Origin of the sequence: Amylibacter sp. IMCC11727, from assembly GCF_029854195.1 — a bacterium.
Classification (GTDB): domain Bacteria; phylum Pseudomonadota; class Alphaproteobacteria; order Rhodobacterales; family Rhodobacteraceae; genus Amylibacter.
Genome location: NZ_CP122960.1, coordinates 17,475 through 41,403, shown reverse-complemented (window position 1 = coordinate 41,403; position 23,929 = coordinate 17,475). Strand labels below are relative to the sequence as shown.

Annotated in this window: 32 protein-coding genes; 20 read left to right on the top strand and 12 right to left on the bottom strand. The window is 51.0% G+C overall.

The genetic code is table 11. The annotated features are described in order from the left end of the window. Window positions 1-17 precede the first annotated feature (17 nt). A complete protein-coding gene (locus tag QBD29_RS00270; protein WP_025054192.1) occupies window positions 18-800 on the top strand; it encodes a ZIP family metal transporter in 783 nt (260 codons plus the stop codon). Window positions 801-806: 6 nt separating this feature from the next. Beyond that, window positions 807-1,274: a signal peptidase II gene (lspA, locus tag QBD29_RS00265; RefSeq protein WP_058243066.1), complete on the top strand. Its 468-nt coding sequence runs from the start codon at window positions 807-809 to the stop codon at window positions 1,272-1,274. Here the strand turns inward: lspA and QBD29_RS00260 are convergent. The 5 genes from QBD29_RS00260 to QBD29_RS00240 form a co-directional block, all read right to left on the bottom strand. Continuing rightward, entirely contained in the window at window positions 1,265-1,777 is a 513-nt protein-coding gene (locus QBD29_RS00260; protein WP_106404167.1) for a L,D-transpeptidase family protein, read from the bottom strand. The genes lspA and QBD29_RS00260 overlap by 10 nt on opposite strands. 63 nt (window positions 1,778-1,840) lie before the next feature. Continuing rightward, window positions 1,841-4,183, bottom strand: a complete 2,343-nt coding sequence (locus QBD29_RS00255) for a cation-translocating P-type ATPase (protein WP_058243067.1) — start codon at window positions 4,181-4,183, stop codon at window positions 1,841-1,843. 585 nt (window positions 4,184-4,768) lie between these two features. After that, the gene (locus QBD29_RS00250; protein WP_025054197.1) at window positions 4,769-5,431 is read right to left on the bottom strand and encodes a L,D-transpeptidase; all 663 of its coding nucleotides are present in this window, start codon (window positions 5,429-5,431) and stop codon (window positions 4,769-4,771) included. A gap of 428 nt (window positions 5,432-5,859) precedes the next feature. Then, window positions 5,860-6,180, bottom strand: coding sequence for a hypothetical protein (locus QBD29_RS00245; protein WP_280099364.1), 321 nt, complete (start codon window positions 6,178-6,180; stop codon window positions 5,860-5,862). Between the two features lie 3 nt (window positions 6,181-6,183). Further along, window positions 6,184-6,585 carry a helix-turn-helix transcriptional regulator gene (locus QBD29_RS00240; protein WP_280099363.1) on the bottom strand — a complete coding sequence of 134 codons (402 nt, stop codon included), beginning with the start codon at window positions 6,583-6,585 and terminating at the stop codon, window positions 6,184-6,186. Window positions 6,586-6,972: 387 nt separating this feature from the next. Here QBD29_RS00240 and QBD29_RS00235 point away from each other — a divergent pair, with 387 nt between their 5' ends. Then, window positions 6,973-7,209 carry a hypothetical protein gene (locus QBD29_RS00235; protein WP_181893391.1) on the top strand — a complete coding sequence of 79 codons (237 nt, stop codon included), beginning with the start codon at window positions 6,973-6,975 and terminating at the stop codon, window positions 7,207-7,209. Beyond that, entirely contained in the window at window positions 7,209-8,321 is a 1,113-nt protein-coding gene (locus QBD29_RS00230; RefSeq protein ID WP_280099362.1) for a tyrosine-type recombinase/integrase, read from the top strand. The genes QBD29_RS00235 and QBD29_RS00230 overlap by 1 nt, the downstream gene beginning before the upstream one ends. A gap of 413 nt (window positions 8,322-8,734) precedes the next feature. On the opposite strand, the gene QBD29_RS00225 is transcribed toward QBD29_RS00230, so the two are convergent. After that, entirely contained in the window at window positions 8,735-9,196 is a 462-nt protein-coding gene (locus QBD29_RS00225) for a helix-turn-helix domain-containing protein (RefSeq protein ID WP_280099361.1), read from the bottom strand. Between the two features lie 331 nt (window positions 9,197-9,527). On the opposite strand from QBD29_RS00225, the gene QBD29_RS00220 reads away from it, so the two are divergent. The 4 genes from QBD29_RS00220 (at window position 9,528) to QBD29_RS00205 (ending at window position 11,584) form a co-directional block, all read left to right on the top strand. Continuing rightward, window positions 9,528-10,001 carry a hypothetical protein gene (locus QBD29_RS00220; RefSeq protein ID WP_280099360.1) on the top strand — a complete coding sequence of 158 codons (474 nt, stop codon included), beginning with the start codon at window positions 9,528-9,530 and terminating at the stop codon, window positions 9,999-10,001. Between the two features lie 78 nt (window positions 10,002-10,079). Further along, entirely contained in the window at window positions 10,080-10,364 is a 285-nt protein-coding gene (locus tag QBD29_RS00215) for a hypothetical protein (RefSeq protein WP_280099359.1), read from the top strand. Window positions 10,365-10,904: 540 nt separating this feature from the next. Continuing rightward, a complete protein-coding gene (locus QBD29_RS00210; RefSeq protein ID WP_082896429.1) occupies window positions 10,905-11,252 on the top strand; it encodes a cupin domain-containing protein in 348 nt (115 codons plus the stop codon). A 2-nt stretch (window positions 11,253-11,254) separates the two neighbouring features. Beyond that, window positions 11,255-11,584, top strand: coding sequence for a nuclear transport factor 2 family protein (locus tag QBD29_RS00205; RefSeq protein ID WP_068294854.1), 330 nt, complete (start codon window positions 11,255-11,257; stop codon window positions 11,582-11,584). Window positions 11,585-12,152: 568 nt separating this feature from the next. On the opposite strand, the gene QBD29_RS00200 is transcribed toward QBD29_RS00205, so the two are convergent. The 3 genes from QBD29_RS00200 to QBD29_RS00190 form a co-directional block, all read right to left on the bottom strand. Then, the gene (locus tag QBD29_RS00200) at window positions 12,153-12,512 is read right to left on the bottom strand and encodes a hypothetical protein (RefSeq protein ID WP_280099358.1); all 360 of its coding nucleotides are present in this window, start codon (window positions 12,510-12,512) and stop codon (window positions 12,153-12,155) included. A 123-nt stretch (window positions 12,513-12,635) separates the two neighbouring features. Further along, window positions 12,636-12,962: a DUF6626 family protein gene (locus tag QBD29_RS00195; protein ID WP_280099357.1), complete on the bottom strand. Its 327-nt coding sequence runs from the start codon at window positions 12,960-12,962 to the stop codon at window positions 12,636-12,638. 291 nt (window positions 12,963-13,253) lie between these two features. After that, window positions 13,254-14,162, bottom strand: a complete 909-nt coding sequence (locus QBD29_RS00190) for a hypothetical protein (protein WP_280099356.1) — start codon at window positions 14,160-14,162, stop codon at window positions 13,254-13,256. A 133-nt stretch (window positions 14,163-14,295) separates the two neighbouring features. Between QBD29_RS00190 and QBD29_RS00185 the strand changes: the two genes are divergently transcribed. From QBD29_RS00185 to QBD29_RS00150, 8 genes are all read left to right on the top strand, one after another. After that, window positions 14,296-15,099 carry a hypothetical protein gene (locus QBD29_RS00185; RefSeq protein WP_280099355.1) on the top strand — a complete coding sequence of 268 codons (804 nt, stop codon included), beginning with the start codon at window positions 14,296-14,298 and terminating at the stop codon, window positions 15,097-15,099. A gap of 65 nt (window positions 15,100-15,164) precedes the next feature. Continuing rightward, window positions 15,165-15,881 carry an AAA family ATPase gene (locus tag QBD29_RS00180; protein WP_280099354.1) on the top strand — a complete coding sequence of 239 codons (717 nt, stop codon included), beginning with the start codon at window positions 15,165-15,167 and terminating at the stop codon, window positions 15,879-15,881. Next, window positions 15,881-16,171, top strand: a complete 291-nt coding sequence (locus tag QBD29_RS00175; RefSeq protein WP_280099353.1) for a hypothetical protein — start codon at window positions 15,881-15,883, stop codon at window positions 16,169-16,171. The genes QBD29_RS00180 and QBD29_RS00175 overlap by 1 nt, the downstream gene beginning before the upstream one ends. A 220-nt stretch (window positions 16,172-16,391) precedes the next feature. Beyond that, entirely contained in the window at window positions 16,392-17,018 is a 627-nt protein-coding gene (locus QBD29_RS00170) for a hypothetical protein (protein WP_280099352.1), read from the top strand. A 409-nt stretch (window positions 17,019-17,427) separates the two neighbouring features. Beyond that, the gene (locus QBD29_RS00165; protein WP_280099351.1) at window positions 17,428-17,886 is read left to right on the top strand and encodes a hypothetical protein; all 459 of its coding nucleotides are present in this window, start codon (window positions 17,428-17,430) and stop codon (window positions 17,884-17,886) included. Continuing rightward, entirely contained in the window at window positions 17,879-18,205 is a 327-nt protein-coding gene (locus tag QBD29_RS00160) for a DUF3768 domain-containing protein (protein WP_280099350.1), read from the top strand. Before QBD29_RS00165 ends, QBD29_RS00160 begins: the two co-directional genes overlap by 8 nt. Before the next feature lie 48 nt (window positions 18,206-18,253). Next, entirely contained in the window at window positions 18,254-18,973 is a 720-nt protein-coding gene (locus QBD29_RS00155) for a hypothetical protein (RefSeq protein WP_280099349.1), read from the top strand. A gap of 197 nt (window positions 18,974-19,170) precedes the next feature. Continuing rightward, on the top strand, window positions 19,171-19,737 hold the full coding sequence (locus tag QBD29_RS00150; RefSeq protein WP_280099348.1) for a site-specific integrase: 567 nt from the start codon (window positions 19,171-19,173) through the stop codon (window positions 19,735-19,737). On the opposite strand, the gene QBD29_RS00145 is transcribed toward QBD29_RS00150, so the two are convergent. From QBD29_RS00145 to QBD29_RS00135, 3 genes are all read right to left on the bottom strand, one after another. Then, window positions 19,734-20,135 (bottom strand): hypothetical protein, encoded by a 402-nt coding sequence (locus tag QBD29_RS00145; RefSeq protein ID WP_280099347.1) that lies wholly within the window; start codon window positions 20,133-20,135, stop codon window positions 19,734-19,736. The two genes, QBD29_RS00150 and QBD29_RS00145, sit on opposite strands and share 4 nt — an antisense overlap. A 16-nt stretch (window positions 20,136-20,151) precedes the next feature. Continuing rightward, window positions 20,152-21,390, bottom strand: coding sequence for a tyrosine-type recombinase/integrase (locus QBD29_RS00140; protein ID WP_280099346.1), 1,239 nt, complete (start codon window positions 21,388-21,390; stop codon window positions 20,152-20,154). Between the two features lie 155 nt (window positions 21,391-21,545). Beyond that, window positions 21,546-22,019, bottom strand: coding sequence for a helix-turn-helix domain-containing protein (locus QBD29_RS00135; protein ID WP_280099345.1), 474 nt, complete (start codon window positions 22,017-22,019; stop codon window positions 21,546-21,548). Between the two features lie 104 nt (window positions 22,020-22,123). Here QBD29_RS00135 and QBD29_RS00130 point away from each other — a divergent pair, with 104 nt between their 5' ends. From QBD29_RS00130 to QBD29_RS00115, 4 genes are all read left to right on the top strand, one after another. Then, the gene (locus QBD29_RS00130) at window positions 22,124-22,753 is read left to right on the top strand and encodes a hypothetical protein (RefSeq protein ID WP_280099344.1); all 630 of its coding nucleotides are present in this window, start codon (window positions 22,124-22,126) and stop codon (window positions 22,751-22,753) included. A gap of 35 nt (window positions 22,754-22,788) precedes the next feature. Beyond that, window positions 22,789-23,175 (top strand): MAPEG family protein, encoded by a 387-nt coding sequence (locus QBD29_RS00125; protein WP_058123073.1) that lies wholly within the window; start codon window positions 22,789-22,791, stop codon window positions 23,173-23,175. 67 nt (window positions 23,176-23,242) lie between these two features. Continuing rightward, on the top strand, window positions 23,243-23,590 hold the full coding sequence (locus tag QBD29_RS00120) for a cupin domain-containing protein (protein WP_089894219.1): 348 nt from the start codon (window positions 23,243-23,245) through the stop codon (window positions 23,588-23,590). Between the two features lie 3 nt (window positions 23,591-23,593). After that, complete coding sequence (locus QBD29_RS00115; protein ID WP_280099343.1) at window positions 23,594-23,923, top strand: nuclear transport factor 2 family protein; 330 nt, start codon at window positions 23,594-23,596, stop codon at window positions 23,921-23,923. The last annotated feature ends 6 nt before the right edge of the window (window positions 23,924-23,929 follow it).

Here is a 23,929-nt window from a genome sequence, read left to right as displayed (position 1 = left end):
AAACGAAAGATCTGAATTTGGACACTCTCTCCCCTATTATGCTCGGATTTCTGGGTAGTCTTGCCGCAGGCTCAATGACGGCCATTGGCGCAATACCCGTGCTTTTTGGTCGCGTGCCGTCTCGCGCTACCCGAGACCTGTCACTTGGTTTCGCGGCGGGCGTGATGCTTGCTGCATCCTTCTTTTCGCTGATTATTCCTGCTCTTGATGCGGCTGAATTGCGATATGTGAACGAGGCAGCACCGGCCGCAATTGTGTGTATTGCGATCCTTCTTGGGATGGGTGCCGTGGCACTCATGAACGAGAAACTACCGCATGAGCATTTCAGCACAGGTCGCGAAGGGCCTGAGGCAGCATCGCTCCGCAGGGTGTGGTTGTTCATCATCGCCATCACGATCCACAACTTTCCCGAAGGGCTGGCGGTGGGCGTCGGCTTTGGCGCAGACGGTGTGTCAGGCGGTATGCCGCTTGCCATCGGGATCGGGCTGCAGAATGCGCCCGAAGGTCTGGCCGTCGCGGTGTCACTGCTCGGCGAAGGGTATTCGAAAGTCCGGGCTTGGGGGATCGCCGCATTAACTGGCATGGTTGAACCCATTGGCGGACTTTTGGGTGCGGGGATCATCACGATCTCGGAACCGCTTCTCCCTTGGGGTTTGGCGTTTGCGGCAGGCGCGATGCTCTACGTTATCAGTCACGAGATCATTCCTGAAACCCACCGAAGCGGTCATCAGAACAAGGCCACGCTCGGCCTTGCGATCGGCTTGGTCATCATGCTGTTTTTGGACGTCTGGCTCGGGTAAAAAACGATGAAGATATTCATCCTTCCCAGCCTGACTACAGTGTTGATCGCTCTTTTCGTGGATCAAGTCACGAAGTTCTTTGTCATGGACAACGCATCCTCGTTTGCCACCGGCATTCAAATCTTACCCATTTTCGACCTTGTGTATGTTCAAAATGATGGGGTTAGCTTCGGGATGTTCGGGGGCATGCCTTGGTGGGGACTGTCGGCATTGGCGCTCGTGATATGCACTGTTCTCGGCGTGATGCTTTTTCGCAGCGACAATCACATCGAAGCTGTCGCGCTTGGTGCTATCATTGGCGGCGCACTCGGTAACGTCGTAGATCGCTTCCGATTTCAAGCCGTTACCGACTTTCTGAGCTTCCACATCGCTGGCCTGTATTGGCCGGCCTTCAACCTTGCCGATGTATTTGTCGTGTGTGGCGTGGGGGTACTTTTGTTGTATCCGCTGCGGAGGGCACGTTTTCAGGCATAAATGTCGATGGGCGTTCCATCGCGCACCATGGCATAAATCTCTTCAATCTGCCGATCGGTGACCGCAATACATCCTGCGGTCCAGTCCTGCTTATTTGTCGGATCAATGCCCCGCCTCGGGCCACCGTGGATAAAGATATCACCCCCTGGAGACCGGCTCTGAGCAGCCGCGAAAGCACGGTCTTCGGCATTGGGGTAAGAAATGCCTATTGAGAGATGAAACAGGCTCTCGGGATTTCGGCGATCGATGGTGTAGGTTCCTTCGGGCGTGCGTCCGTCGCCCTCGAATTGCTTGTGTCCTTCGGGGGCAAAACCAAGCCCGACCGGGAAAGTGCGCAACACACCCTGCGCGCCATCGAGAACGAGCAGTCGTTGAGATTTGTAGAGGCGCAGGCGTGTCACATCAGGGCCAGTGTACGACCTGAATTTGTTGGCGCATCCGGCCAAGAATGTAGCCACCGCACCAGATAGGAAAAGCCGTCTCGGTAATCTTGTTATCATCACTGCCCTATGCCTCTTCTTTGGAGGTTCGTTGTGCCTATCGGATACAGCGTTGCCTTTCACCGATCAATGGCCGTGTGCCAGCGCGCCTTTTGCCATTTCCTCGCCAACTTGCTCTCCGCTGCGCGGTCCTTGGTCGCCGTCGCGTGCTCCTATCAATCGCAAGGCGTTGGCGACAACGAGAAGCGAGACCCCGACGTCTGCCGCAATCGCGCCCCACATGGATGCCATACCGAAGGCAGTCGCCACGACGAAGACGGCCTTGGTTGCAAGGGACAGCCCGATGTTCTGTTTGATGATCGACATGGTCCTGCGCGAATGCCCGATCAGCCATGGAAGTTTGCCAATATCGTCCGTCATCAAAGCAATGTCTGCCGTTTCAATCGCAGCATCCGACCCAACTGCGCCCATTGCTATGCCGTAATGCGCACGCGCCATTGCCGGTGCGTCGTTCACTCCGTCCCCGATCATCGCGACGGTCGTATATTGCGCCACCAGTTCTTCGATGGCCGTGACCTTATCCTCGGGAAGGAGTTCGGCCCGCACCTCATCTATGCCCACCTCGGCAGCCACTGCTCTTGCCGTGGCCGCGTTGTCGCCGGTCAGCATCACGATCTTTTTGACACCTTGTGCGTGCAAACGCGCGACAATGCCCTTGGCATCTGGCCGGATCCGGTCGCGCAGTTCGAGAACGCCGTTGACGCCGTTTGCATCACCGATCGCCACAAGCGTGCTTCCAGCGCCTTCGATCTGATTGCGCAGATCAGCCGGAATATTCCCGCCAAGACCCTTTTCCTCGGCAAACCGGTCTGAGCCGAGCCAGATGGACTGACCGCCCATTTGACCCTCAAGGCCGCGCCCAGGGACGGTTCGGGTATCCTCGGCGGCGACGATTTTTATTCCGTCCCGCTCTGCACGGCCAAGGATAGCCCGTGCTAGAGGATGTGAGGAACGCGCTTCGAGGGCCACGGCCCGTGCCATCAATTCGGCTTCGGTTGTGCCACCAAGCGGATAAATGGCCGCAACCTCGGGCTCACCCATGGTGATCGTACCGGTCTTGTCCATTGCCAACGCAGTGGTGCGCCCGGGGGCTTCGACATAGGCCCCGCCTTTGATCAGCACACCATTTCGGGCGGATGCCGCAAGCGATGCAACAATGGACACTGGGGTCGAGATCACCAAGGCACATGGACAGGCGATGACCAGCAAAACCAGCGCGTTATAGAACCAAAAGCCCCAGTCGCCGCCCGCGACAAGTGGCGGGATTAAGGCAATGAAAATGGCAAACACCATCACAACTGGAGTGTAAATGCGGGCGAACTTTGTCACCCATTGTTCGACCTCAGCGCGACGCGAATGTGCATCGCCAACCATGCGAATGATCTTGGACAGAACCGTGTCAGACGCGGCCATCGTTGCCCGTACGGTCAACGTGCCCTCACCATTGATGGTGCCCGCGTAAACATCGTCGCCCGCCTCTTTTGGCACCAAAGCGCTTTCACCCGTAATGGGCGCCTGATCGACAGCTCCCGCCCCGCCGACAACTTCTCCGTCCAGGGGAATGCGGTCCCCACCGCGCACGATGAACTTGGTTCCGACAGCGACGGCCGCGGCGGGAATATCCGTCTCAGACCCATCCTCGTTTATTACCCGCGCCGTCGCAGGCGCGAGGTCGAGAAGCGCCGAGACAGCATTGCGTGCCCGCCCGACGCTCCAGCTTTCAAGATAGAGCGAGAGTGAGAAGAAAAACGCAACAGTTGCGGCCTCAAAGAATTCTCCAAGCCCAATGGCACCGGCAACGGCAACCACCATCAACAGGTTCATATCAGGAGAGATCCGGCGCGCAGACGACCATGCTTTAGGTGCCACCAGCCACACACCGAATAGAATTGCGCCAGCGAACAAGGCAACCTCCGCCATTGGCATCGCGGATTCCCCATGGCCGGCAAAGATGCCGATGGCCCCGCCAATCCCGGTTTCAACGAGGTGGTAAATGAACCCCGCCGCCCAAAAGCCTCCGCTCAACATCGTAAACTGCTTTTGTTTCTTCAAATGTGCAGCCTGATCGGCGCTGGCGTCCTCGGCATCCCACGGCTTAGCCGTCATGCCTGTTGAAGCAACCAAATCAATAATCTGTTTCGACGACGGGTTCGTCCCACCATCCAGAACCGTCATGCGCGCGTTGATAACATCAAAGGCGAGGTACTCCGCTCCACCGACCTTTGGTCCGACGACGCGGTTGAGGATCGAGACCTCTTCCGCGCAGTCCAAACCGCTGACGTGGAAACTACGCCCGTCGGAGGCGCTGACTTGCGTTGGCGGAACAGCATCACCACCGCAGCAACTTGTGCCTGTATCAGGCGAAGAAGCGGCATGATCGTGATCATGATGAGCAGCATCGTGTGGCATGAGTTATCCTCAGATTCGCGACTATTTTGATTAGGATACGAGCTACAGCAACTAGAGCTTCAAGAAGAAAAATGACAACGCGTCCGATTTTCGTTTGAACCGCGAAAACCTGCCTCAAATAGTCACCTTCGAACATCGCGCCGGAGCAAGTTTTGAGGCCGACGGCGGGAAAGCTTGAATATCGTATGGCTTTCATCATATCAGCGAAGCAACAATATTCAGGTAAATGGAGCCAAAAGATGATCAAGCGAAGTGCAGCCGTATTCACACTTATACCGCTCGTGAGCGCTTGCGCGGTCACCATGACCGAGCCTGAAGCCGCAAGCCCGACACGTTCTATACCTGAGGAAGTGATTGCAATTGCAGGGCCCAATCAGGACATTATGTCGGCCTTCCTGCGCCCCGACGACAATTGCTTTTGGTACATGCACAATGGCCCGGTTGAAAGAACACCTCTGCCACTCAGGACCTCTGATAGCCGTCACATTTGCATTCAACAGCCCGCTGAGACGTAACAACGAAAACGGCCCTAAATTCATCAGAGCCATTTTCATTCGTTTGCTGTGATCGACGATGCTTTGACTGTCAGCTAGTTGAGAGCACGCTATCCGAAGCGGAGTAAAGATATACAGTCGAACCCATTTCGACATTTGGATAAAGCGCATTGATATGCGCCATCACCATCCGAACACAGCCTGAACTCGCGCGGCCCCCAATCGATCTGGGGTGAGGCGTGCCATGAATACGTAGATACGTATCACGCTGGCCCACGTAGAGGTAAATCGCACGGGAGCCGAGGGCATTTGTCGGACCTGGCTCCATGCCGTCAGCCCACTGGGCGTTCACAGGGTCACGCTCGATCATTGATTGGGTGGGTGTCCAATGCGGCCACTCAACCAGACGGCGCACCGTATAGGTGCCCGGTTCATAAAGATTGCCGCGCGCAATCGCGACGCCGTATCGCATCGCCGTGCCACCTTCTTCGATGTGGTAGAGGTATCTTGCGACAGCATCGACGTGGATATCGCCAGGCACCAGCCCATCCCGCGCCTCGACCCGTTGCGGCAGGAAACGCGGTGCAAGATCCCATGGGTTAGATGTCTCAAGAACGAAGTTTTCTGGAGTAACTTGCGCGTCCCAGGTAGCCTTTTGCGACGCAGATGGCCATGTGTTGGCGAAAGCGGGCGACGCCAGCGGGGCTGAAAAAAGAGCAGTCGTGGTTGCGATGAAATGGCGTCTTGTCAACATGTTGAACTTGTCTCCGTCCTAATAGTCAATTTGCGTATTATGTGCCGCATGCTCCATAAGACAGGTACAACCTACACCAACTGGAGGTTCAATAAGAATCTTCGCTTCACACAAATTCGTGTATTTGCATTTGCGTACTGACAACATTTTGTCACGCGACGGAGGCCAGCAAGCAGTGGCCGCTTTCGGGAAAACTCGGCGGCGGCGTGAGCTTCCCCTTAAATCGGGGCTGAAAAAGGTCGAACGACAGCTTTGTGCAGCGGATTCAGGTCATTTGCGTGGCGTGCAGAATCTAGGACTCTGGGCTCTTTCGACACCTTCGCTGCATTCTTCACGAAGGTCCGGTTTGTCTGTTTTGCGGCAAAATCCTGATGAAATCGTCAACTGCATCCGACGCTCTAATTGTTTGTAAGTATCAAGCGCAGGTCTTATGCAAATTCGATCGTCTCGGAGGCCCAAGACGCATTGGCTATTCGACGAGCGAAATAGACCTCAACAGCAGCAGCCAGCGCAAATGCGGGCGTAATCAGAACAATGGCAATTGAGGACAATGCGAGGAGCACATTCAGCGGATCGAGCGTGCCAGATGTTGAGAAAAGCATGAGCTTAGCATAGCAGGGTAGATAGACTGCCGCAGCGATCAAAAAGGCATTGAAAACAGGATTGGTGAAGCGGCCAACATCATGTCGCACCCGCTCCAGAATGGCCAGTTTTTGCCGCTGCATGTGCGGAATGTTAGAGAACCTCATAGTCTACTCCTTCAGCAATTCGATCCACGTATGAACGTCTTCGATTGGGACCTCTTTTCCATCGGTTAGCGACCGATACCAGCGCCCGACAATGGCCCCGCGCTTTTCGCTTTTGATTCTGATGCCTTGTTCGACCAGGAACCGATCAAGCGAGGTTTCGAACTCTTCAAGTGCGTCGATGTCGTGCTCAACACGCGCGGCCTTCGTTCCGAGAAGAATCCAGTTTACATCGACATTGAATTTTTCTTCGAGCAACACCAACGCCTCAATCGGCAAGCCGCGCTCACCTTTTTCATAGCTGTGGTAAGCCCGCAGCGAGACACCAATTTTCTTGGCCATGTCTGTCTGAGACAAGCCAGTTTCATTGCGCGTAATCGCAAGCCTGGCCCCGATGCCAATGAACATATCAGACGTTTTTTGCGCCACGTGTGGTTCCCAGTTGACGAATGTGCATTTTTTAGCAAATATGCAAAAAATGACAAATTTGGGTTTATTTTGTTATCTGACCATGCAGGATGACTCAAAACAAGCGATTCCAGACAACCATCAGTAAAGGAGACCATTTTGGAACAAGAACGGCTGCTTTCACCGAAGCAACTCAGCGAGATCGTTGGTCTTAGCCCTGCGCAAATTCGCGCGCTCATGAACGATGGGCGTTTGGAGTTCATAGAAATATCGTCGAAGACCAAGCGACTGACGATGAGTGGTTGGGAACGGTTCCAGAGGAACGCGACCAAAGTCAAAAGCTGTGAAAGCGAGAGAACGGCTGCAAACTGACGGGGGACAAAAGCAATGGCTACGACCAATCTCAATATCAGTGTGATCGACAAGCGCATGATGAAGCAATCCGAGGCCGCAAGCTATTCTGGCTTGCCAGTGAAGCACTTCAAGGCGGCTTGCCCGGTGCGCCCGGTTGAATTGAAGGAGGGCACGCTGCTTTGGGATCGGAAAGATATCGACCTATGGATCGACGGTGTGAAATCAGGGGCGATGACTGAAACGCGAGATGACATCCTGGGTCGACTTTGATGACCCAAATGCGCGTCAAAGGGTTCAAGATTTTCAAGGACCGGCATGGAAAAACGCGTTGTTACCACCGCGCCACGGGCCACAAGATTGACATTGAGAAGTCCCCAATCGGTTCTGCGGAGTTCTTCGCAGAGTGCGAAACGATCCGGGCCATTGCAGAGGCCCAAAAGGCGCAGGCACCGAAAGCTGGCACCCTTGGCGCACTCGTTCAGACGTATTTCGAAACCGAACACTTTCAAAACCTCGCTGAAGCCACTCGTCGCGACTACCGCAAATGCGCTGACTTCCTTGAGCCGATCAAAGGCACGCCCATCCATGTGATCGACACCCCACTCGTTTCAGGCATCCATGACAAGGCCGCAAAGAAAATTGGATGGCGGCGGGCAAACATGGTGCGCACGCTGTTGAGTGAAGTTTTTCGTTACAACATCCCCAAGGGCTTGATAGCCGCCAATTACGCCAAAGACGTGATACCCAAGCGCCGCCCGCGTGATCAAGCTTATGCGAATAGGCCATGGAGCATTGAGGAACGAGATTGCGTTCTACCCCGGGCAAAGCCGCATGTGCGTGTGGCCCTTGCTCTGATGATGAACACTGGTCTTGATCCAACAGACGCGCTCAAATTGCGCAAAGATCAGATTGACGAAGATACAATCTGGGGCGTGCGCGGTAAGACCGGCGAAGAGGTCGCTATTCCTATCAGCCCCACTTTGCAGGCAGCGTTAAACTCGTTTCCAGAGCATGAGGCCGAAACGGTTCTTGCGAGTTCACGAGGTGAAGCGTGGACTTACAATGGCTTTTCAACGGTTTGGCACCGTTTCAAGATCAAGCTTGAGGAGGAAGGATTGATCGCGCCGGGCCTGACGCTCAAAGGGCTGCGGCACACCGTAGCCACTACACTTCGTGAAGCTGGCCTTGATGAACGCCGCATCGCCGACCTTCTAGGACAGAAGACACCATCTATGGCGCGGCACTATTCCCGCTCGGCAAACCTTGCCGAAAAGAACCGCGAAACCATGGCGACACTGGAAAAAGAGAACGAAAGGCGCGCAAAGATTGTCAAACCTTCGCTGAAAAGCGTCAAACCTGACCAAAGTGAGGATCAAGAATGAGCGGCAAACTCAATTATATCAAAGATTTAAGTGGTGCCCGGGGGCGGAATCGAACCACCGACACGAGGATTTTCAATGGAGGTGGCAGTAGATTAGTGTTCGATTACTGTGACTTAGCGTACTGATTTTTTGGTGTGCGTAAAAGTGTGTTTTTGGTAATTTGAGGGTGAACAGAGTGAGAACACTGTGTTGAACACTGTGTTCGCGACAGTGTGAAAAACACAAGAACAGGCGACGCCCTGTTCGAAAAAGCTCCCCGCAAACCCAGTGCGACATACTGATCAAAATTTTCGCTGTCGTTGTTTTCAAAACTTCCACGAACCTGATAGTTACAAAGCCTTTAAGAAATAAAAATACACAAAAGCTCCATCGCGCCACCTGAATCTTGCACAAACCCCGGAACATGAGCGCCTTTAACTTTTCCACCAAAATGGCTGAGGAACGGTGGATTTGTGAATGTGAATATCTCGAAGATTTTTCAAAAATGAATTTATAGCATCAGTGTCGCCATCGATATATGGCTGAGACATTGCAACCACCACTGGAGATGGATTGCGGAACTTCGCAGTCCAAGACGCCATCTTAAAAACAACGGGAACAAACCCAACTCCAGATTCGGTCAAGCTGTAGATTTTTTTCTGAGAATGCGTGCCGTCGTCCGTCACTTCCAACATCTCTAAATGGGTAAGTCTCTGTAATCTAGATGACAAGGAACCGGACGAAATTTTTTCAAGGTTGTTTTTCAATATATCATTGAATGTGCGCCGATCAAAAAGAGCGATGTCTCTAATAATGATAGGTATCCACTTGTCACCAAATAGATACGAAGCCAACGCGATGGGACACATTTCTTGTTCAACGGACTGATCAAGCATCGTTTCATCCTCTCTCGAAAACCACTTTGATCTTTAGACTAGATCGCGATGGGAGCCGATGCAAGCATGTTTGCGACGTTGATCACAGAGGTACGCTGCGGATGCGAAATAATCATAACAAGGCACGTCTAGGGGGCCTGACCGGAGTTTTAGCCCTGAACATGGCAAATTTTGCCAGTGCCGAACCATCGCTAGAGCGAGGCACCTATCTGGTAGAAGGCCCAGCCGCCTGCGGTAACTGCCACACGTCTCAAGGTCCTGATGGCCAACACTCTAATACTCAGCGCAACAGCACCAAATAAGACAAATCTTGAAACATAGGAACGAAAAGATGATCAATACTACCAAAATGCTTGCAGCAATTTTAGTTTGCAGCACTACCCCTGTCCTCGCAGATGGTCACTCACAAATTTGGAGCATGGCAGGCCTAGCAAACGCACCGTCGTCTTCTAAGATGATGGAAGGCATGACTGGATCGATTTTGATCAATAGTTCAATCGATTTATGGGATTGGTCAGAAGCGCCTGAGGGCTTCCCAGCACTCGTAACGGCAGAATGCAACCAATCAATAGCACTGACTGCTGAAGGTGCGCCATTCGGAGGCGTGGGCGTTTGTAGTATGATGGATCCAGATGGTGATTTGGCCATTTATTTTGGTGAGATAACGCCACAACTTGAATACATTGGCTCACTAACTGCTGGCAGTGGCAAGTATGAGCCATATGTCGGACAGAAATTTGTTGGGACTGTCACAGGTATGCTGAGCACAGGACAGCAAATGTACCACGTGGTCGCAGCCGAATGAAATCTTACCCTAAAAATAAGCTAATGCTGTGTCCAAAAGGGCTCGCGAAAAATAACCCAAAAACAAAGGAAATCCACTATGATGGTAAAACTTACACAGGATTTGGCTCGTGGCTTTAAACCTTGGAAAGACATGCTTTACGAGAATGAGGCCGCCCTAAATGCGCTTGGAGCGAAGCTTATTTTCGCAGGCACCGAAAAAGATGATGATAATAAATTAACGGTCATTATCGATTTTGAGTCTCCAGAATCTATGAAAGCTTTTAGCGGCCATGAGGAACTCAAAGCGAAAAGAGCCGCCGCCGGCGCCATCTTGGAAACAACCGTGGCGACACCCATGAGCGAGGAATCTTTCACTCGGTGATGCCCAGCTGATTGGGGTGAACAGAATCGTACTGGCTTGCCTAAGTTGATCCCAAATTAATCAAATAAATACAAAATAAGGAACGGCATTATGACATGCATCGTGAATCTACAAATACCTGTAAAGAAGGAGGCTAAGGCAAAGTTCTTCGCAGACTTCGCAACCCTAGTTGTTGCAACTCGATCAAGGCCAGATTGCATTTGGTTGTACTTGGCTGACAACGAAGAGACCGGACACGTCGAAGCAGTATCTATGTGGACGAGTAGGGCTGCCTATGAAGAATATTTGAATTGGCGGATGTCCTATGGTGCCCTGGACGCACTTGCAGATGTGTTGGATGGAGAGCCCGTATTTCGATATTTAGAGGTGCGTCATGCAATGCCTTGATATGATCGAAAGCTTAGAGGGCAAAACTTTACGGAATGGTAACACCAAAAAGTGATGAATCCTGAATGCGATAACAACAAACTAGATGCGACGGGCGAAACCTCAAAATCTTCTATATCCCGTCCTAAATAATCAAAAAAAGGGAAAAGTAACATGCCGATAGAAGTGAAAAGCTTCGCAACTCAAGCCGATGAATCAAAGGACATGCCAAATGCACGTATGGAGGCTGTTAACGTTCTCGGTCAGCGTGTGATGAAGCTCACACTCGCACCAGAGTGGAAATGGTCGAAGGACATCAAACCAGTTGTGGGTACGCATAGCTGCCAAGCGACGCACACTGGTATCATCGTTGAAGGCACCATTCATTGTGTTTGCGACGATGGCTCGGAGGCCACATATTCTGCTGGTGATGCATATGCGATTTCGCCAAATCATGACGCATGGTGCGTCGGTGGAAAAAGAGCGGTCGTGTACGAGTTTGCCGGAGCATGGGGGGAATAGAAATGTCGTTATACCAGAAACTAACAAAAGTCATGGATGACCGGGATGTCGAGGGTTATGTTGCACTTATTCATGAAGATGCAGAAATTGTATTTCATAAATCAGGTAACAAATTCACAAAAGATGAATGGGCATCGATGGTCGTTGGTATGATGGGGAACCCAAAGTTTGTGAACGATGCATCTCGTTGTGTTTATGAAAATGATGAGATTTTGGTTTCTCATGATTTCATGTCCTACCCCGATGATACCAAAGAAGCCGTGATGCTGGTTTGCATGCTCAAAGACGGAAAAATAATCCGCATGGAAACGGGGGCTACACCGCTCACTTAATTCCCGCAAGGCTATTAATGAGTAAAGGTGAGCGAGGTCCCATTAAAGGGGTCTCGCTCATTACATCTAAAATTTTTCCGATTTTTTGACAGCTCAAAAGCTAATGTTATCGAATTCTATCTGACGCCATCAGCATTGCCAACAACGTGAGTCTGTCATCCTCCCATTTGACGAATGAAATGACTAAGGCATTCAGCCACCTTTAGCCTTTCTTTGGATGGCGTGGCCGAGACTAATTTCACCCTTCAGTAACTTTTTAGGGTAGTCATGGGACAACTACCGAAGCCTCTTGCGGCCAGTGGCGCAGTTTCGATGCGTTCAAAGAACTTTTCCCGTGCTGACTGATCCATCTACAATCCCCCTATTATCTGAAGGTTAGGGTATTTTTGCTATGCCTGCCAGCCTTTTGAGCAATGAAAATCTACACGTGTCGCATCACGCCAAACCGCAAAGTTTCTCCCAAAAACACCGCGTACAGCCCCAACCCACGCTGATTGCTACACGTGCTGCTGATCCAGACAGGTCGGCACCAACACGACGCTTGTACACGCTGTGTGACGCCAGTTGTTTATGATGTTGAGATTGTCCCTTGGCTTCCCTGCGGCTTAAGCCTGTCATAGTCAGCTTGTGATGTTGCACTAGACGCAGCGGCAGGCATGCCATTTGCTGTGGAGTTCGCATTGGTCGGTGGCTGCGGCACGTTAGGCTTTGGAACGGGCGGTGGTGCAATGGCTTTGCCAATCCGCGACTTTGGTTTGCCCTTTGGCTTCACGTCGCCACCCTTGAGGCGCGTCTCTAACTTATTGGCCAAAAAGCTGACAGTGTTGGAGAAAGTCTTAATGTCTTCAATGGCTTGATCCAACTGAACGCTGCTGGATGCCTTCTCAATCACATCTATCAATCGGCGGAGTTCGTCACGGTCATCCATGCGCAACACCCACCTGTACGGACTGGGGTGATGCAAAATCACCACCCAACTTCTGTAAGTACTTCCCACTAAAAAACCGCAGCGCAGATTTTTGCGGCTGCAGAACCCATTTCGGATGTATGTTCATACTGCCATCCGTTCTGGTGCACGCCACACTTCCTCTGACTGCTTAGCTATGGCACCGTTACATAACGCCTGCAGATCAGATAAACGTTTGGCCCACACTTGATGCTCTGGCTGATCACTTGCCGCCAATCGCGCTGCATAATACCCAAGCTTGCTTGCGCAAATGCTCAGCGTTTCCACACTGGGTTCTGTGTTGTGATAGCGCAGCACACGGATATAGCCCTCACTGCGCCCCAGCCAGCTGCGGCAAAACTCTGGTGTGTTCTGCACGATACCTGTTGCGATCAACTCATCGCGCATGTGTTCTAATAGTCTTATGCTCATCCAATTCTCCCAATGTTTTGGTCTCGCAAGTATTTATCCAAACACAGTGGTGTTGGAGCAAACACGAGAGCAGGTAGTGTCGCTCAACACACAAGCCAGAAGCTGTGTTGTGACAAGTTCTTGTGACACTGTGGCGAGAGACTGTGTTGTGGAAACTTCTTGCGACACTTTGGTGCAAGATTGTGTTGTGGGAAGTTCTCCGAAGGCTGTGGGACAACCACTATGTTGCAACCACAAACCTACAACACAGTGGTTCCAACACAATTGTGTGTGCCTATCGTCGTAACACAGTTATTGGTTCTCGTTGCGCGCCTGCTTCTTCTTCCAACGGCGACGACTTGAGATCAGCGCCCAACTGTCATTTAGGTTTGGCTCCAATCCATGCTCCACTTTGTCATAACTGGGAAACCGTCCACGTGCAGCATTCTCTGCCAGCGCAATGCCTCTGCTCCAAGCACGGCTTGTTAGTGCAGATAATACTGAGCGATCATATGTAAGTTCACCGCGTGGTATGCGCACTTTTGGGTCTAGTTCACGGCTGTAGGTATCACTGACCTTTGCCCGTGCTCCAACACGCCACAGAGATTGACGCGGCATAGCACTGCGCACCCACACAACATACAGATACCGAAACAGCGTATCCTTGCGCTGCCGTGTGCCCAGCAAAGGGTATTTTGCAACTGGTTCTGGTAAAACACGGCGCTCCTTGAGCGAGTTATCGATAAGTTTGCTCAGCTGTCGTGTGATCTGCGCTTTGCTCAGGCCAACGGGGATACTCACTACCATGGCATTGGGCTGACCTTGCTCTGTCCAATCATCTTCAATGAAGTCTTGTAGGCGGGATGCAGCTTTACGGTGTCTGTCGCTGCGCAGCACATCGACTTTGCGCACACGCGGCTTGCTGCCTTTGTACCCAAACACAGGCAATGCTCGCTCGCTCCACCAATCTAAGAAGCGAACCCGTTGAACGTCGCCTAAGTCGTCATAGACCGCCAGTACGTCCTCAAAGTCAGCAGGCAGTGTGTCCAGCTCTTGTTCACTCAAGTTGTTCGCACGAAACCGCCGCGCCAGCTCATAACTTGGGCTGACGGCCAGATACTCCATCCACAAAAGATAGAAACCGAGGTTCGCAGCCCATACGCCATCCTTGCGAAAGTCTGTGGAGCGTGGGCTGTCATAGTGTTCGCATTCATTTTGCATGAATAAATTGGAACAACATTATCCGCTAAATGTCAATTATGCGCAGTAAATATCCCAGTGAGTTGCCTCATGTTAGAAATTAATCATCGACACGGCAATCAAGCCAGTCGCGGTCAACACAGGAGATATTCACATGACCAACTCAACAAACAACACACTCATGGTAGCAAACACAGTAGACGCATTGATTGAACAGCGTCGCATTTGGGAAGAAGGCACATATGCTGCCAGCAACGCGGAGCTGTACACTCTGCTGGGCAGCACCTTGGATTTGTTCCTCAAGGTACGCAAAGATCGCGGCCTTAGCAAAGCGGTCACTGATTTGCTTGATGCGTATAAAGTTGCGTATAATTCTCAAACCAGTCTCGCTCTTCGCATTGTGCGCTTGATTTTTGTGGGCACTGGACGCGAGACCAAAATTGCAAATCGCGCTTACACATATGCTCGCGTTCTGGTGGTCGCCGCCGAGCGAGGCGTGACAGGTGAAACACTTCCTCAGTTCATCACTGACAACAACGGCATTGACGAAATCCGCCGCCAAGGCGCTGATGGACAAAGCCCTGCGGTACTCGCCCAAAAAAGCCGGGAATACGCGGAGAGCGCTTTGCACAATCAGGCACAGCTGATGTCTGTAGATATGCTGGACGTGCTGCAGCCTGTGGACGGGGCTTTTTACAGCTTGGCTCTGGTTCGTAAAAACGCGGATGGTTCAGCAAGCGTGGTGTTCGGAACCAACAACGCAGCAGCGGTAAACACTGTACTGTCTCTCGCAGGCAAAACGCTTAAGCAAAAAGCTGCACAGGACGCTGAACACAATGTTGCCAAGCAAGACGCGGAGCAACGTGCGGAAAATGTAGCACAGCTTGTCGCAGGTATCGCCGCCACACAAGCACCAGCTCGCGCAAGCATCACTGAAGCCGAGCTCACCCCAGCTTAATCAATATCAGATTGCGGGCAGCGTCGCTGTTGCCTGCAATCTCTCATCATCCAAAGGAAAATATTATGACATTTGATAAAAAACATCGCCCTAAGACACTCAGCGACGTGATCTTCGCAAGCACTGATGTGCAACAAACACTTGAGGATTACGCAAATAACAATCGCGACAAGCATCTATTGCTCTATGGACCAAAAGGCACCGGTAAGTCGGTCTCTGCTGAGTTGATTATGAGAGAGCGCTTGAATTTGATTTGGCAGGCAGGTTTGGCAGAGCCCTTTAACGCAAAGGCCTATGCGGAACAGCATGACAGCTTTGGGACTCTTCTCAGTCAATGGAATTGGCAGCTGTCGGCAGGAGCTCACGCTGGTTGCTCTATTATCGACGAGATTGATCAGTTTACACTTCCAATGCAGCACAAGTTACGGGCGTTCATGGATCAATATGAATTGGGCGTGGTCATTGCGACGACGAACAATCTGCACTTGGTTGATGGCCCATTAAAGGATCGTTTCCGCCCTGTATGCGTCGAGTATCCAAGTGTTCAACAGTGGGTGCCGCGTGTTGTTGCTGTGATGGCAGCAGAAGGTATTCCTATTACGCCGTCGCAAGCATTGTTGCTGCTGAATGGATTTGACGGTAGCGGACGCAGCCTCAACGATTGGATTGAAGACTATGTGTTGAGATTACAGAGCGTGGTACACAAGCTCATTAACCCTTTGGCATCAGGCGTCACTTCTCTGCCAGCGCTTACAATTAACTGCGCGACGGAAGGCAAGTGATGGAGGCCTTTAATTTTGAGCTTGGTTCTCTATGGGTAATTCTAAACGATGATACACGCAAAATACTCCATCAACTCGAAAGTTGGGGTGAGCTGGAGTATTGTGCGTGTGTATATGATTTAGACATTGAGAGCATTGCATGCCCATCACAAACATTGTCCGATCATGTCATTGAACAGGCGAAAGGGCGGTTGCCCAAAAAGAGGTTTATGGCCTTTGAGAGGGCTTGGATGGATCTTGATCTTATTGAGCAAGAGCGTTTAGTCAGTTTGGCCTTATTGAACACATAAGCTTAGTTTGAGATCGGTTTTTAAGAACAAACCATGCACCGTCAGCATTTTTGTTGGCGGTGTTTTTGTTTGTCCATCGCTGCGTTGGTGGCTGTGGTACGCTCATATGTTGCAACCACAAACCTACAACACAGTGGTTCCAACACAATTGTTGCAACACAGTATTGCCGTTTCTACCGCCTTTTCCTTCTTCGTTGATAAATACATGCGGAGGATCACAATGGGATTTGAGCAACGTAAACAAGAACGACAGGCATTGGTGCAGCATCTGCTGGCCCAAGACTGGAACGTGTTTGGCACGCTCAAGTTCGTGAATGGCAGGACGATTGGCAGGCAATCCGCTCATAAGCTTCTGCGCAGCTATTGGAACAAGGTGGACCGCGTAATGTTTGGCAAAGCTGCTGAGCGTCAGAACATGCGCGTCCCACGTTGGTGCTTTGCCCACGAAGGCGCTGACAGTGAGAACTTTCATGTTCACTTCGTTATCAACGCTACACTGCAAAACACAGAACACATGTGCTGTTTGCTCAACGCAGTGTGGGCGCAGCATCATGCTCAAACAGCGCCTCTGGTAAAGAACTGGATCGTGCCAGTGCAAGACCGCACAGCTGTGGCCAACTATGTGACCCACGAGTATTGGCGCATGGGCAGTGACACCATTTTAGATGAACTGTGTTGGGATCAAACTTCGTCCGATACGATGGCGCAGTATCATCATGCACAACGGGCGCATCGCATTCAAAGGGCAGCCAGCCCACTCTGGCTTAGGCAAGCTCAACAGGCATTATACACACAAAAGGCAGGATATGAGGCATACGGTGATTTGCAGATGATGGAGCGCGGCTAAGCCCCTTCACGCAGCAAACACTTGAGCAGTTTGAACAACACAGATGCCAAAGGCGCAGGTCTTGGCACATCCTTGTTCACGAGCAGTTGTTCGAACAAACATCGTAAGACAAAGATGTTCAAACACAGAACATCAACAAACGCTCAAACGAAGATGATCAAACAAAGAGAGATAACAAACACAGCGTCAGCGGAGCAAACCGTTAGACGCTTTTTTTATGGGCGTAGCTTTCGGTGTGGATCGCTGATCGACTATACGCAAATGAAGGCGAACAACACGCCAATGCTTATCTCTGATCAATAATTATGCATTATTATTAATTAAAATCAGATACTTGACTGTCTTTTCGGTCGTCCAGTGTCTCATTTGACCATACGCTTTAGCTGTAACCAAACAGGTAGGAGCGCACATGACACATCTCGCAAAGCTTACATTCAAAACTGTTGATCGCAGCTCCAAGCGCGATCCTATTATAGCGCGACGTGACAAACTCGTAGCAGGGCTCAAAGAGCAAAAGCTGGTGCATGCCGCATCACTTAAAAAGGAAGATCACCGCGTTGAGCGACACAAGTGGATGACCAATGACACAGGCGAACGTGTGATGGTCAAAACACATCGCCGAGTGCGTCCGTGGTTCTTTAAGCAAGACAGTGGGTGGTATGTGCAGTGTAGATACGGGGCACGTGTGATTGCAGCTGATGGCACCAATAACGCGGTGTTTGTGAAGTCATTGGCTGAGGTAGCCGGTGTGCTTGATGCCTTCCTCAATGCAGCAGCTGCAGGGGAATTAGATGCGGCTATAACCCGAGTGGCGGAGCGCCAACCACGCCTTAAGCCGGGAGCAGCTAAGGCAAGTGCTAATGCCTGAGGTTGATGCAGCCAAAATAAGGGCACTTAATGATCACGCACGGCGCTCATTCACAGGCTGTCGTGTGGTGATCACCCAAGGTGTGCAGGCCATGTCCGATGTGCCAAGCATACTGGATCTGGTGCGCTGGTTTGATGCCTTCACACCAGACAATGACCCGTACGGGGAGCATGACTTTGGGTCATTCAGTTATGCGGGCGAAACTGTTTTTTGGAAGTGGGACTATTACGACGTGGACTTGACCATGCATTCACCCGATCCAAGTGACGCCACTGTGACCACTCGTGTGCTCACCATCATGTTGGCTGACGAATACTGAGCTGAATTAAAGCTGGCACAGCCAAAAGCGGCATGCCAAATATTCTGCATGATAGAATTTCGCCAACTGCCCAATGATAGTGCTGTGATGGCGCATTCGCCTCTGCTGCGAGCCGCACAACTGACCCTGCAATACACGCAAGATAATGGCTCCATTCCTCTAACACCCAGTAAGGCATTTAAGCGGGTGTTCGTGCATTGGGCTGCTGAGCATTTTGATTGGCCCAATATGGGCTATGAGGAGTTGTTCAGCATCAACAAGGTGCTGAATGAATATGACTTCTCTCCGCTTGAGCTGCTTCATTTCCTGTTGATTGAGCTAAAACTCGGGCGGCACTACAAAGGGCAGTTCAAAATCACCAAACGTGGCTCAGAATTACTGGTCAATCCAGCGCAGCTGCTGAACACGTTAGTACCGTTTTACATCCTTAACATGGATCACAGCAGTTACAGTCGCAGCGGCGAGCAGCCTTTTGGTAAGTGGGATGTGTGGCTAAATGTGCTAAACGTTGAAGCTGAGAACGCAGCAACAGAACTTGAGCTTTACAAAGTGTTCTACGGCCCACTTGGTGATGAAACTATGACATGGCGTGCAACATCCGCATTTTATAGCTGTGTGTTGCGTCCTTTATGTTGGGCGGGCGTGTTGCTTGAGCACAGGGATCAAGGTTCCAAACGTTCTGATGCTGTGTATCTCAAAACACCATTATGGCCGGCGTGGTTACAGTTAGATACGGACAGCATAGTCGTGCCCGCACAGCGCCATTGACTGCTCCGTTAACTGCGCAGTTTTCACAAGCGCAACCACACAGCCCAAAACCTCATATAATCAACATAGTATGAGGTTTTCGCTTAAGTCATTGAATTCATTGTCAGACCATTTGGTGCCATTTCCGGTCGCCCAACCAATACCTCAGACTTTACACTCAAAGCTAACAAATGATTAGGTTTTGAGGAGATAGGGCCATGCGCCAAGCACAGACACTCAGTGATGCGCAGCTTCGCCGTGTGATACAGTACTGCCGCAGTCGTCGTCATCCGGTTCGCGATGAGACAATCATACTCACCAGCTTTTACGCAGGGCTGCGGGCCAAGGAGATTGCTGCGCTGACTGTGGGTAACGTGTTTGACGAAGCAGGTGCAGTGCGCACACAGTTCATCCTGAGTGGAGAGCAAAGCAAAGGTGGGCACACACGAACTGTGTATTTGAACCAGCGCTTGCGCAAAGCACTGCTGGAATACAGCGCGTTCATACGCATCACCGACCCACAGCGCCCACTGTTTGAGAGCCAAAAGGGCGGGCACTTCTCGGCCAACACCATGTGCCAGCTGTTCCTCGACATCTACAAGGCTTTAGGTCTTAAAGACGCATCCAGTCATTCGGGAAGACGCACTTACATCACGAGGTTGGCGAATAAGGGGGTAGGGGTGCGATTGCTGGCGGAACTGGCGGGGCATTCGCATATATCCACGACCCAGAGATACATCGACGTGAATTCAGAACAGCTGAGCGAAGCGGTGGAGTTACTCTAGCCGATAATCTTGGTTAAAATTGAAATGAGGTTTTCTGGGCTTAGTGCCTCTTCATTTTCAGTTTCAGGCTCCAAAATATCCCATTCGTTTTCGTCGCGATTATACCAGCAGTAAATTATAGCTTCTTCAGTGGGCCTTTGGACAATTGCCCAGGGCGTTTCTTCATGTGGGGGAAAGACGAAATCCGGGTTAGCAGAATCTTCATGCACAAATAAAGCAAAGCTCGCCATCGTCTCGTCTTCACCATCGTCACCAAATCCATCAAATGCAATTTTCAAAGATGGATAAGTTGAGATATCAGTACCTAGGTCAAAATTTGCAGCTTCTATTACCGAGGCTGTGCTATCGGAGACGACTTTTAAAATTAATCCGTCTAGCTTTTTCCAGTCTACGCTCATGACATATTCCCCAACTTTATTTAGTATTATTCTTTGCCAAAAATTCGTCTGCTGACAAGTCATACCGCTTGCCTGTGAGCATGTCCTTCTTCAAGCGCGGCGTCAAATGACTGTAGTGCCGCTCAATCATGCCAATGCTTGTGCCCATCTGTATGGCGAGAGCATGTATGTCCATCCCATCGTTGAGCAGGGCAAAGGTCGCATAGGTGTGGCGCAGGCTATACAGCGTTCTGTTCTGCCCTGTGCGCGGACATATGATCAGCCCTGTGTCTGTGAGGAACTTGCGGAACGTCTGGTGGATGTTCTTGCTGACAGTACCATCGGGCAATCTGAACACGGGCAGATCGATACGCTGCTTGAGCAAGTCTTCAAAAGGGATGTGCCGTATATCTTCACTGCGCTCATGGATGCGCTTGAGATAGTTAATCGTGCCTGACCTGCAGATGATGTCTCTGCGACCAGTCTTGCCTGACACGCTCATCTCCAAGTATTGCAGATCCTTTTCCTCAAACAGCGTCACGTGCTTCCACTTGAGGTTTAGCGCCTCTGTGCCGTGCCGCATGCCTGTATTGGCCATGATCAACACGTAGTCCCGCATAAGGTGCCGCATATCCGTGGGTTTGCCTGCTTTGCCTGCGTTGATCCAACTGGGCAGCTTGCGGATCAGTGTGGCGTATTCTTCTCGGGTGAAGTCTGGACGGCGTTCGCTCTTCTCACCACGATTTACCAGCAGTGGCACATTCTTGTGCGCGATAAAGCCTCGTGCCACAGCTTCCTCAAACACTCGGTTCATGGCTGAGTTATGTGTGTTCAGCGTACTAGCCTTTGGCTCACGCCCCATCTTAGCACGCCGCCACTCGTAAAACTGCTGCACCTTCTCGTAATCGATGGTGGTTACATACTGTGCGCCAAAGAAGGGGATGAGGTAGCGCTCAATACACACGATGTAGTCTGCAAACACTTTGCGTCCTAAGCCAGCATCCAGCTGCTTGCGCATGTCCGCAATGGCCAGCTTGGCAACGTCAGAGAACTTCTTGGTGACAACAGGCAGGTCGTTCTTGTGGCGGAACTTATACTCAAGAAACGTCTCGCGGGCGTACTCCTTGGCCTCAGCCAAATCACGCTTGCCCGTGCTGACGCGGATAGTGTGCCCATCAATTACAAAGGCCGCCTGCCAGCGCTTGCTGCGCTCACGTCGATACACCCGCACCTCGCCGTCCAGTATCAGATGTGTGTCGTCACGCAGCTGCCGCATGTCCTGCTCCTTGCCAAACAATATGGCTCAAAGCACCAACAAGTCTATCAAAGTGTGTGTTTGAGGGTTTAGCGCTTGGTAGTTGAAGCAGATTCAAGGTTGTTGAAGCTTTAAAGTTGATATTGTCGAACGCGCAGCCACGTGTAACTGAAAATTTATAGGTTATCAGCCAGCCACCACAAAGGCGTTGGTTCAATCGTCTTCGTCACATGAATCTGGTGCAGCCGTTCGAGTAGCTTCTTTTTCAAATCATCGTCCCCTGAATGAAATGGACTGGTGAGCTCAACAATGTCCGGCGCTGGGTTGCGAAACTCAGCAGTCCAGCTGGCCAAGTGAAACAATATAGGCACAAAAGCGATACCTGCTTCAGTCAGAAAATAGTTTTTCTTTTGCGCATGATCGTCTGCTTTTTCGACACGCAATAGGCCCAGCTGCACCATGTGTTGCATGCGTGAAGCGAGCGATGCCGAGGAAATGCCTTCACGATTGTTTTTCAATATCTCGTTGAAGCCACGTCGATCAAATAACGCAATTTCGCGGATAATTATTGGGATCCACTTGTCAATAAGCAGGTGTCCAGCCAGGCCGATTGGGCACATTTCCTCTTCGACGATTTTCAAGTCAAGCATGTCATGCCTCCAAACCACTTTAACATACAGACTAGACGGTACATCTGCGTCAGGTCAACCTGTTCTAAGAAATGGTTAGTTCAAAAAAAACTGGAGGCTTTCGGATGTCTACTCCCAAATTTATCGCCATCACCGCAGCTACTTGCCCCGCAGCAAGCAGATCTGGCGCTTTGAACGAATTGGCCAACTTCGCGCAGGACTGCCGACAAAATGGCGCAGTTCGCGTGACATATGGCAGCGTGATCTCAGGCCGCTATCCCGGGGCTTTGGTGAATGTTCAGTTCTTTGATGACCTACAAGGATTTGAGAGCGTTATGAACATGATCCCGCAGTCCTCCGCCTATTCGCGTATGGTCAGCGATCACGCTGTAGCGCCCTTTGCTCGAAATGTATTTCGGGGTAAACCGATCGAATTTGAGCCAAAACTTGAGCCAACGCCCAAGTATCTGATGTTGACGAGGGCCCATCGTCGGTCTTTGGAAGAAACTGCAATGCTAGATTTGCTAAACAAGACCGCGCCCGTGTTCAAATCAGCAGGTGCACAGACCATGCGCATGGGACAAACACTTACTGGGTCTGATCTTGGGACATACATGTTGGGTGTAACCTATCCTGACATGTCGGCGATTGAGAGAACCTACGACGCTTTGGTGGCCAGTCCTGAATTTGGGCAGCTGATGAACGGTCTCGAAATCGACATGCGTTCAATCACGAAAATTGCTGGCATCCTTTAGGCACTTACGAAACTGACCGATTGGAGGACGAACATATGCAAGACTTTATACTCTATCTGGCATTTTACGGGTTGATTGTCGTTATTGTAATCTTGGCGCAAGTCTTGGTAGCGGCCCAGCAGGTTGGGCTATCGACGCTTGCCGGCAATCGAGAAGATCTCGTTCTGACAGGCCTTGCTGGGCGAATGGAACGCGCCGCGAATAACTCGCTGCTTGCGCTCGCTTTGGTAGCACCTGCAGTTTTGATGACCCATCTGTCCGATGCCGCCGACAATTTGGCTGATCAACTGATGCTGACGTTCCTGCTCGCTCGAATTGCATATGTCGCACTCTACGCGCTCGGGATCGTTTGGTTCCGAACCGCTGCTTGGGTAACGGCCTTCGTATGCACCGCTCTGCTCTATGTGGGCTTGGTTCTTTGACTTGTCGAAAATTTGTGGCGCCTTACTCGCTTAATGAAATCCAATAATTAAACCAAAGGAAAGAATAATGCCGATAGAAGTGAAAAGTTTCGCGTCTCAAGCCGATGAAGCCAAGGATATGCCGAACGCTCGTATGGAAGCTGTTAACGTTCTTGGTCAGCGTGTGATGAAGCTCACACTCGCACCAGATTGGAAATGGTCGAAGGACATCAAGCCGATCGTGGGTACAGCCAGCTGCAAAGCAACGCATGTTGGGATCATTATAGAGGGTACAATTCATTGCGTATGCGACGACGGCTCCGAGGCAACCTACACTGCGGGTGACGCATATGCCATCTCACCAAATCACGACGCTTGGTGTGTGGGCGGCAAACAAGCAGTTGTCTTTGAGTTTGCTGGCATGTGGGGAGAATGAAAGATGTCGCTCTACAAAAAAATCAAAGCCGCCCAGGATGGTAAGGACATTGAAGGTTATCTGGATTGTTTGCATGAAGACTTCGTTTTTGTTCGGCATCAGTTGGGTGCGGAGGTTAGCAAATCAGACTGGATGCCTACATTAACGGCTATGATGGAAAGCGATACATTAAGCTTCAGCAACCAACGGTGTCTCTATGAAAACGAAGAGATCATGGTTGAGCACTCACTTATGACTTTCCCAGATGGGACATCAGAGGCCGTGATGGTTGTCAACCTGCTCAAAGATGGGAAAATCATTCGCACTGAAACGGGCGCGACGCCGATCAAGTAACCTGAA

Excerpts from the sequence above, each read along its gene's own strand:
- QBD29_RS00120 (WP_089894219.1), top strand. The coding sequence starts at position 23,243 with ATGCCGATAGAAGTGAAAAGTTTCGCGTCTCAAGCCGATGAAGCCAAG.
- QBD29_RS00215 (WP_280099359.1), top strand. The coding sequence starts at position 10,080 with ATGATGGTAAAACTTACACAGGATTTGGCTCGTGGCTTTAAACCTTGG.
- QBD29_RS00225 (WP_280099361.1), bottom strand. The coding sequence starts at position 9,196 with ATGCTTGATCAGTCCGTTGAACAAGAAATGTGTCCCATCGCGTTGGCT.
- QBD29_RS00115 (WP_280099343.1), top strand. The coding sequence starts at position 23,594 with ATGTCGCTCTACAAAAAAATCAAAGCCGCCCAGGATGGTAAGGACATT.
- QBD29_RS00185 (WP_280099355.1), top strand. The coding sequence starts at position 14,296 with ATGACCAACTCAACAAACAACACACTCATGGTAGCAAACACAGTAGAC.
- QBD29_RS00155 (WP_280099349.1), top strand. The coding sequence starts at position 18,254 with ATGATAGAATTTCGCCAACTGCCCAATGATAGTGCTGTGATGGCGCAT.
- QBD29_RS00195 (WP_280099357.1), bottom strand. The coding sequence starts at position 12,962 with ATGAGCATAAGACTATTAGAACACATGCGCGATGAGTTGATCGCAACA.
- QBD29_RS00180 (WP_280099354.1), top strand. The coding sequence starts at position 15,165 with ATGACATTTGATAAAAAACATCGCCCTAAGACACTCAGCGACGTGATC.
- lspA (WP_058243066.1), top strand. The coding sequence starts at position 807 with ATGAAGATATTCATCCTTCCCAGCCTGACTACAGTGTTGATCGCTCTT.
- QBD29_RS00150 (WP_280099348.1), top strand. The coding sequence starts at position 19,171 with ATGCGCCAAGCACAGACACTCAGTGATGCGCAGCTTCGCCGTGTGATA.
- QBD29_RS00140 (WP_280099346.1), bottom strand. The coding sequence starts at position 21,390 with ATGCGGCAGCTGCGTGACGACACACATCTGATACTGGACGGCGAGGTG.
- QBD29_RS00190 (WP_280099356.1), bottom strand. The coding sequence starts at position 14,162 with ATGCAAAATGAATGCGAACACTATGACAGCCCACGCTCCACAGACTTT.
- QBD29_RS00170 (WP_280099352.1), top strand. The coding sequence starts at position 16,392 with ATGGGATTTGAGCAACGTAAACAAGAACGACAGGCATTGGTGCAGCAT.
- QBD29_RS00135 (WP_280099345.1), bottom strand. The coding sequence starts at position 22,019 with ATGCTTGACTTGAAAATCGTCGAAGAGGAAATGTGCCCAATCGGCCTG.
- QBD29_RS00230 (WP_280099362.1), top strand. The coding sequence starts at position 7,209 with ATGACCCAAATGCGCGTCAAAGGGTTCAAGATTTTCAAGGACCGGCAT.
- QBD29_RS00250 (WP_025054197.1), bottom strand. The coding sequence starts at position 5,431 with ATGTTGACAAGACGCCATTTCATCGCAACCACGACTGCTCTTTTTTCA.
- QBD29_RS00160 (WP_280099350.1), top strand. The coding sequence starts at position 17,879 with ATGCCTGAGGTTGATGCAGCCAAAATAAGGGCACTTAATGATCACGCA.
- QBD29_RS00245 (WP_280099364.1), bottom strand. The coding sequence starts at position 6,180 with ATGAGGTTCTCTAACATTCCGCACATGCAGCGGCAAAAACTGGCCATT.
- QBD29_RS00205 (WP_068294854.1), top strand. The coding sequence starts at position 11,255 with ATGTCGTTATACCAGAAACTAACAAAAGTCATGGATGACCGGGATGTC.
- QBD29_RS00235 (WP_181893391.1), top strand. The coding sequence starts at position 6,973 with ATGGCTACGACCAATCTCAATATCAGTGTGATCGACAAGCGCATGATG.
- QBD29_RS00165 (WP_280099351.1), top strand. The coding sequence starts at position 17,428 with ATGACACATCTCGCAAAGCTTACATTCAAAACTGTTGATCGCAGCTCC.
- QBD29_RS00145 (WP_280099347.1), bottom strand. The coding sequence starts at position 20,135 with ATGAGCGTAGACTGGAAAAAGCTAGACGGATTAATTTTAAAAGTCGTC.
- QBD29_RS00210 (WP_082896429.1), top strand. The coding sequence starts at position 10,905 with ATGCCGATAGAAGTGAAAAGCTTCGCAACTCAAGCCGATGAATCAAAG.
- QBD29_RS00130 (WP_280099344.1), top strand. The coding sequence starts at position 22,124 with ATGTCTACTCCCAAATTTATCGCCATCACCGCAGCTACTTGCCCCGCA.
- QBD29_RS00175 (WP_280099353.1), top strand. The coding sequence starts at position 15,881 with ATGGAGGCCTTTAATTTTGAGCTTGGTTCTCTATGGGTAATTCTAAAC.
- QBD29_RS00125 (WP_058123073.1), top strand. The coding sequence starts at position 22,789 with ATGCAAGACTTTATACTCTATCTGGCATTTTACGGGTTGATTGTCGTT.
- QBD29_RS00200 (WP_280099358.1), bottom strand. The coding sequence starts at position 12,512 with ATGGATGACCGTGACGAACTCCGCCGATTGATAGATGTGATTGAGAAG.
- QBD29_RS00220 (WP_280099360.1), top strand. The coding sequence starts at position 9,528 with ATGATCAATACTACCAAAATGCTTGCAGCAATTTTAGTTTGCAGCACT.
- QBD29_RS00240 (WP_280099363.1), bottom strand. The coding sequence starts at position 6,585 with ATGTTCATTGGCATCGGGGCCAGGCTTGCGATTACGCGCAATGAAACT.
- QBD29_RS00255 (WP_058243067.1), bottom strand. The coding sequence starts at position 4,183 with ATGCCACACGATGCTGCTCATCATGATCACGATCATGCCGCTTCTTCG.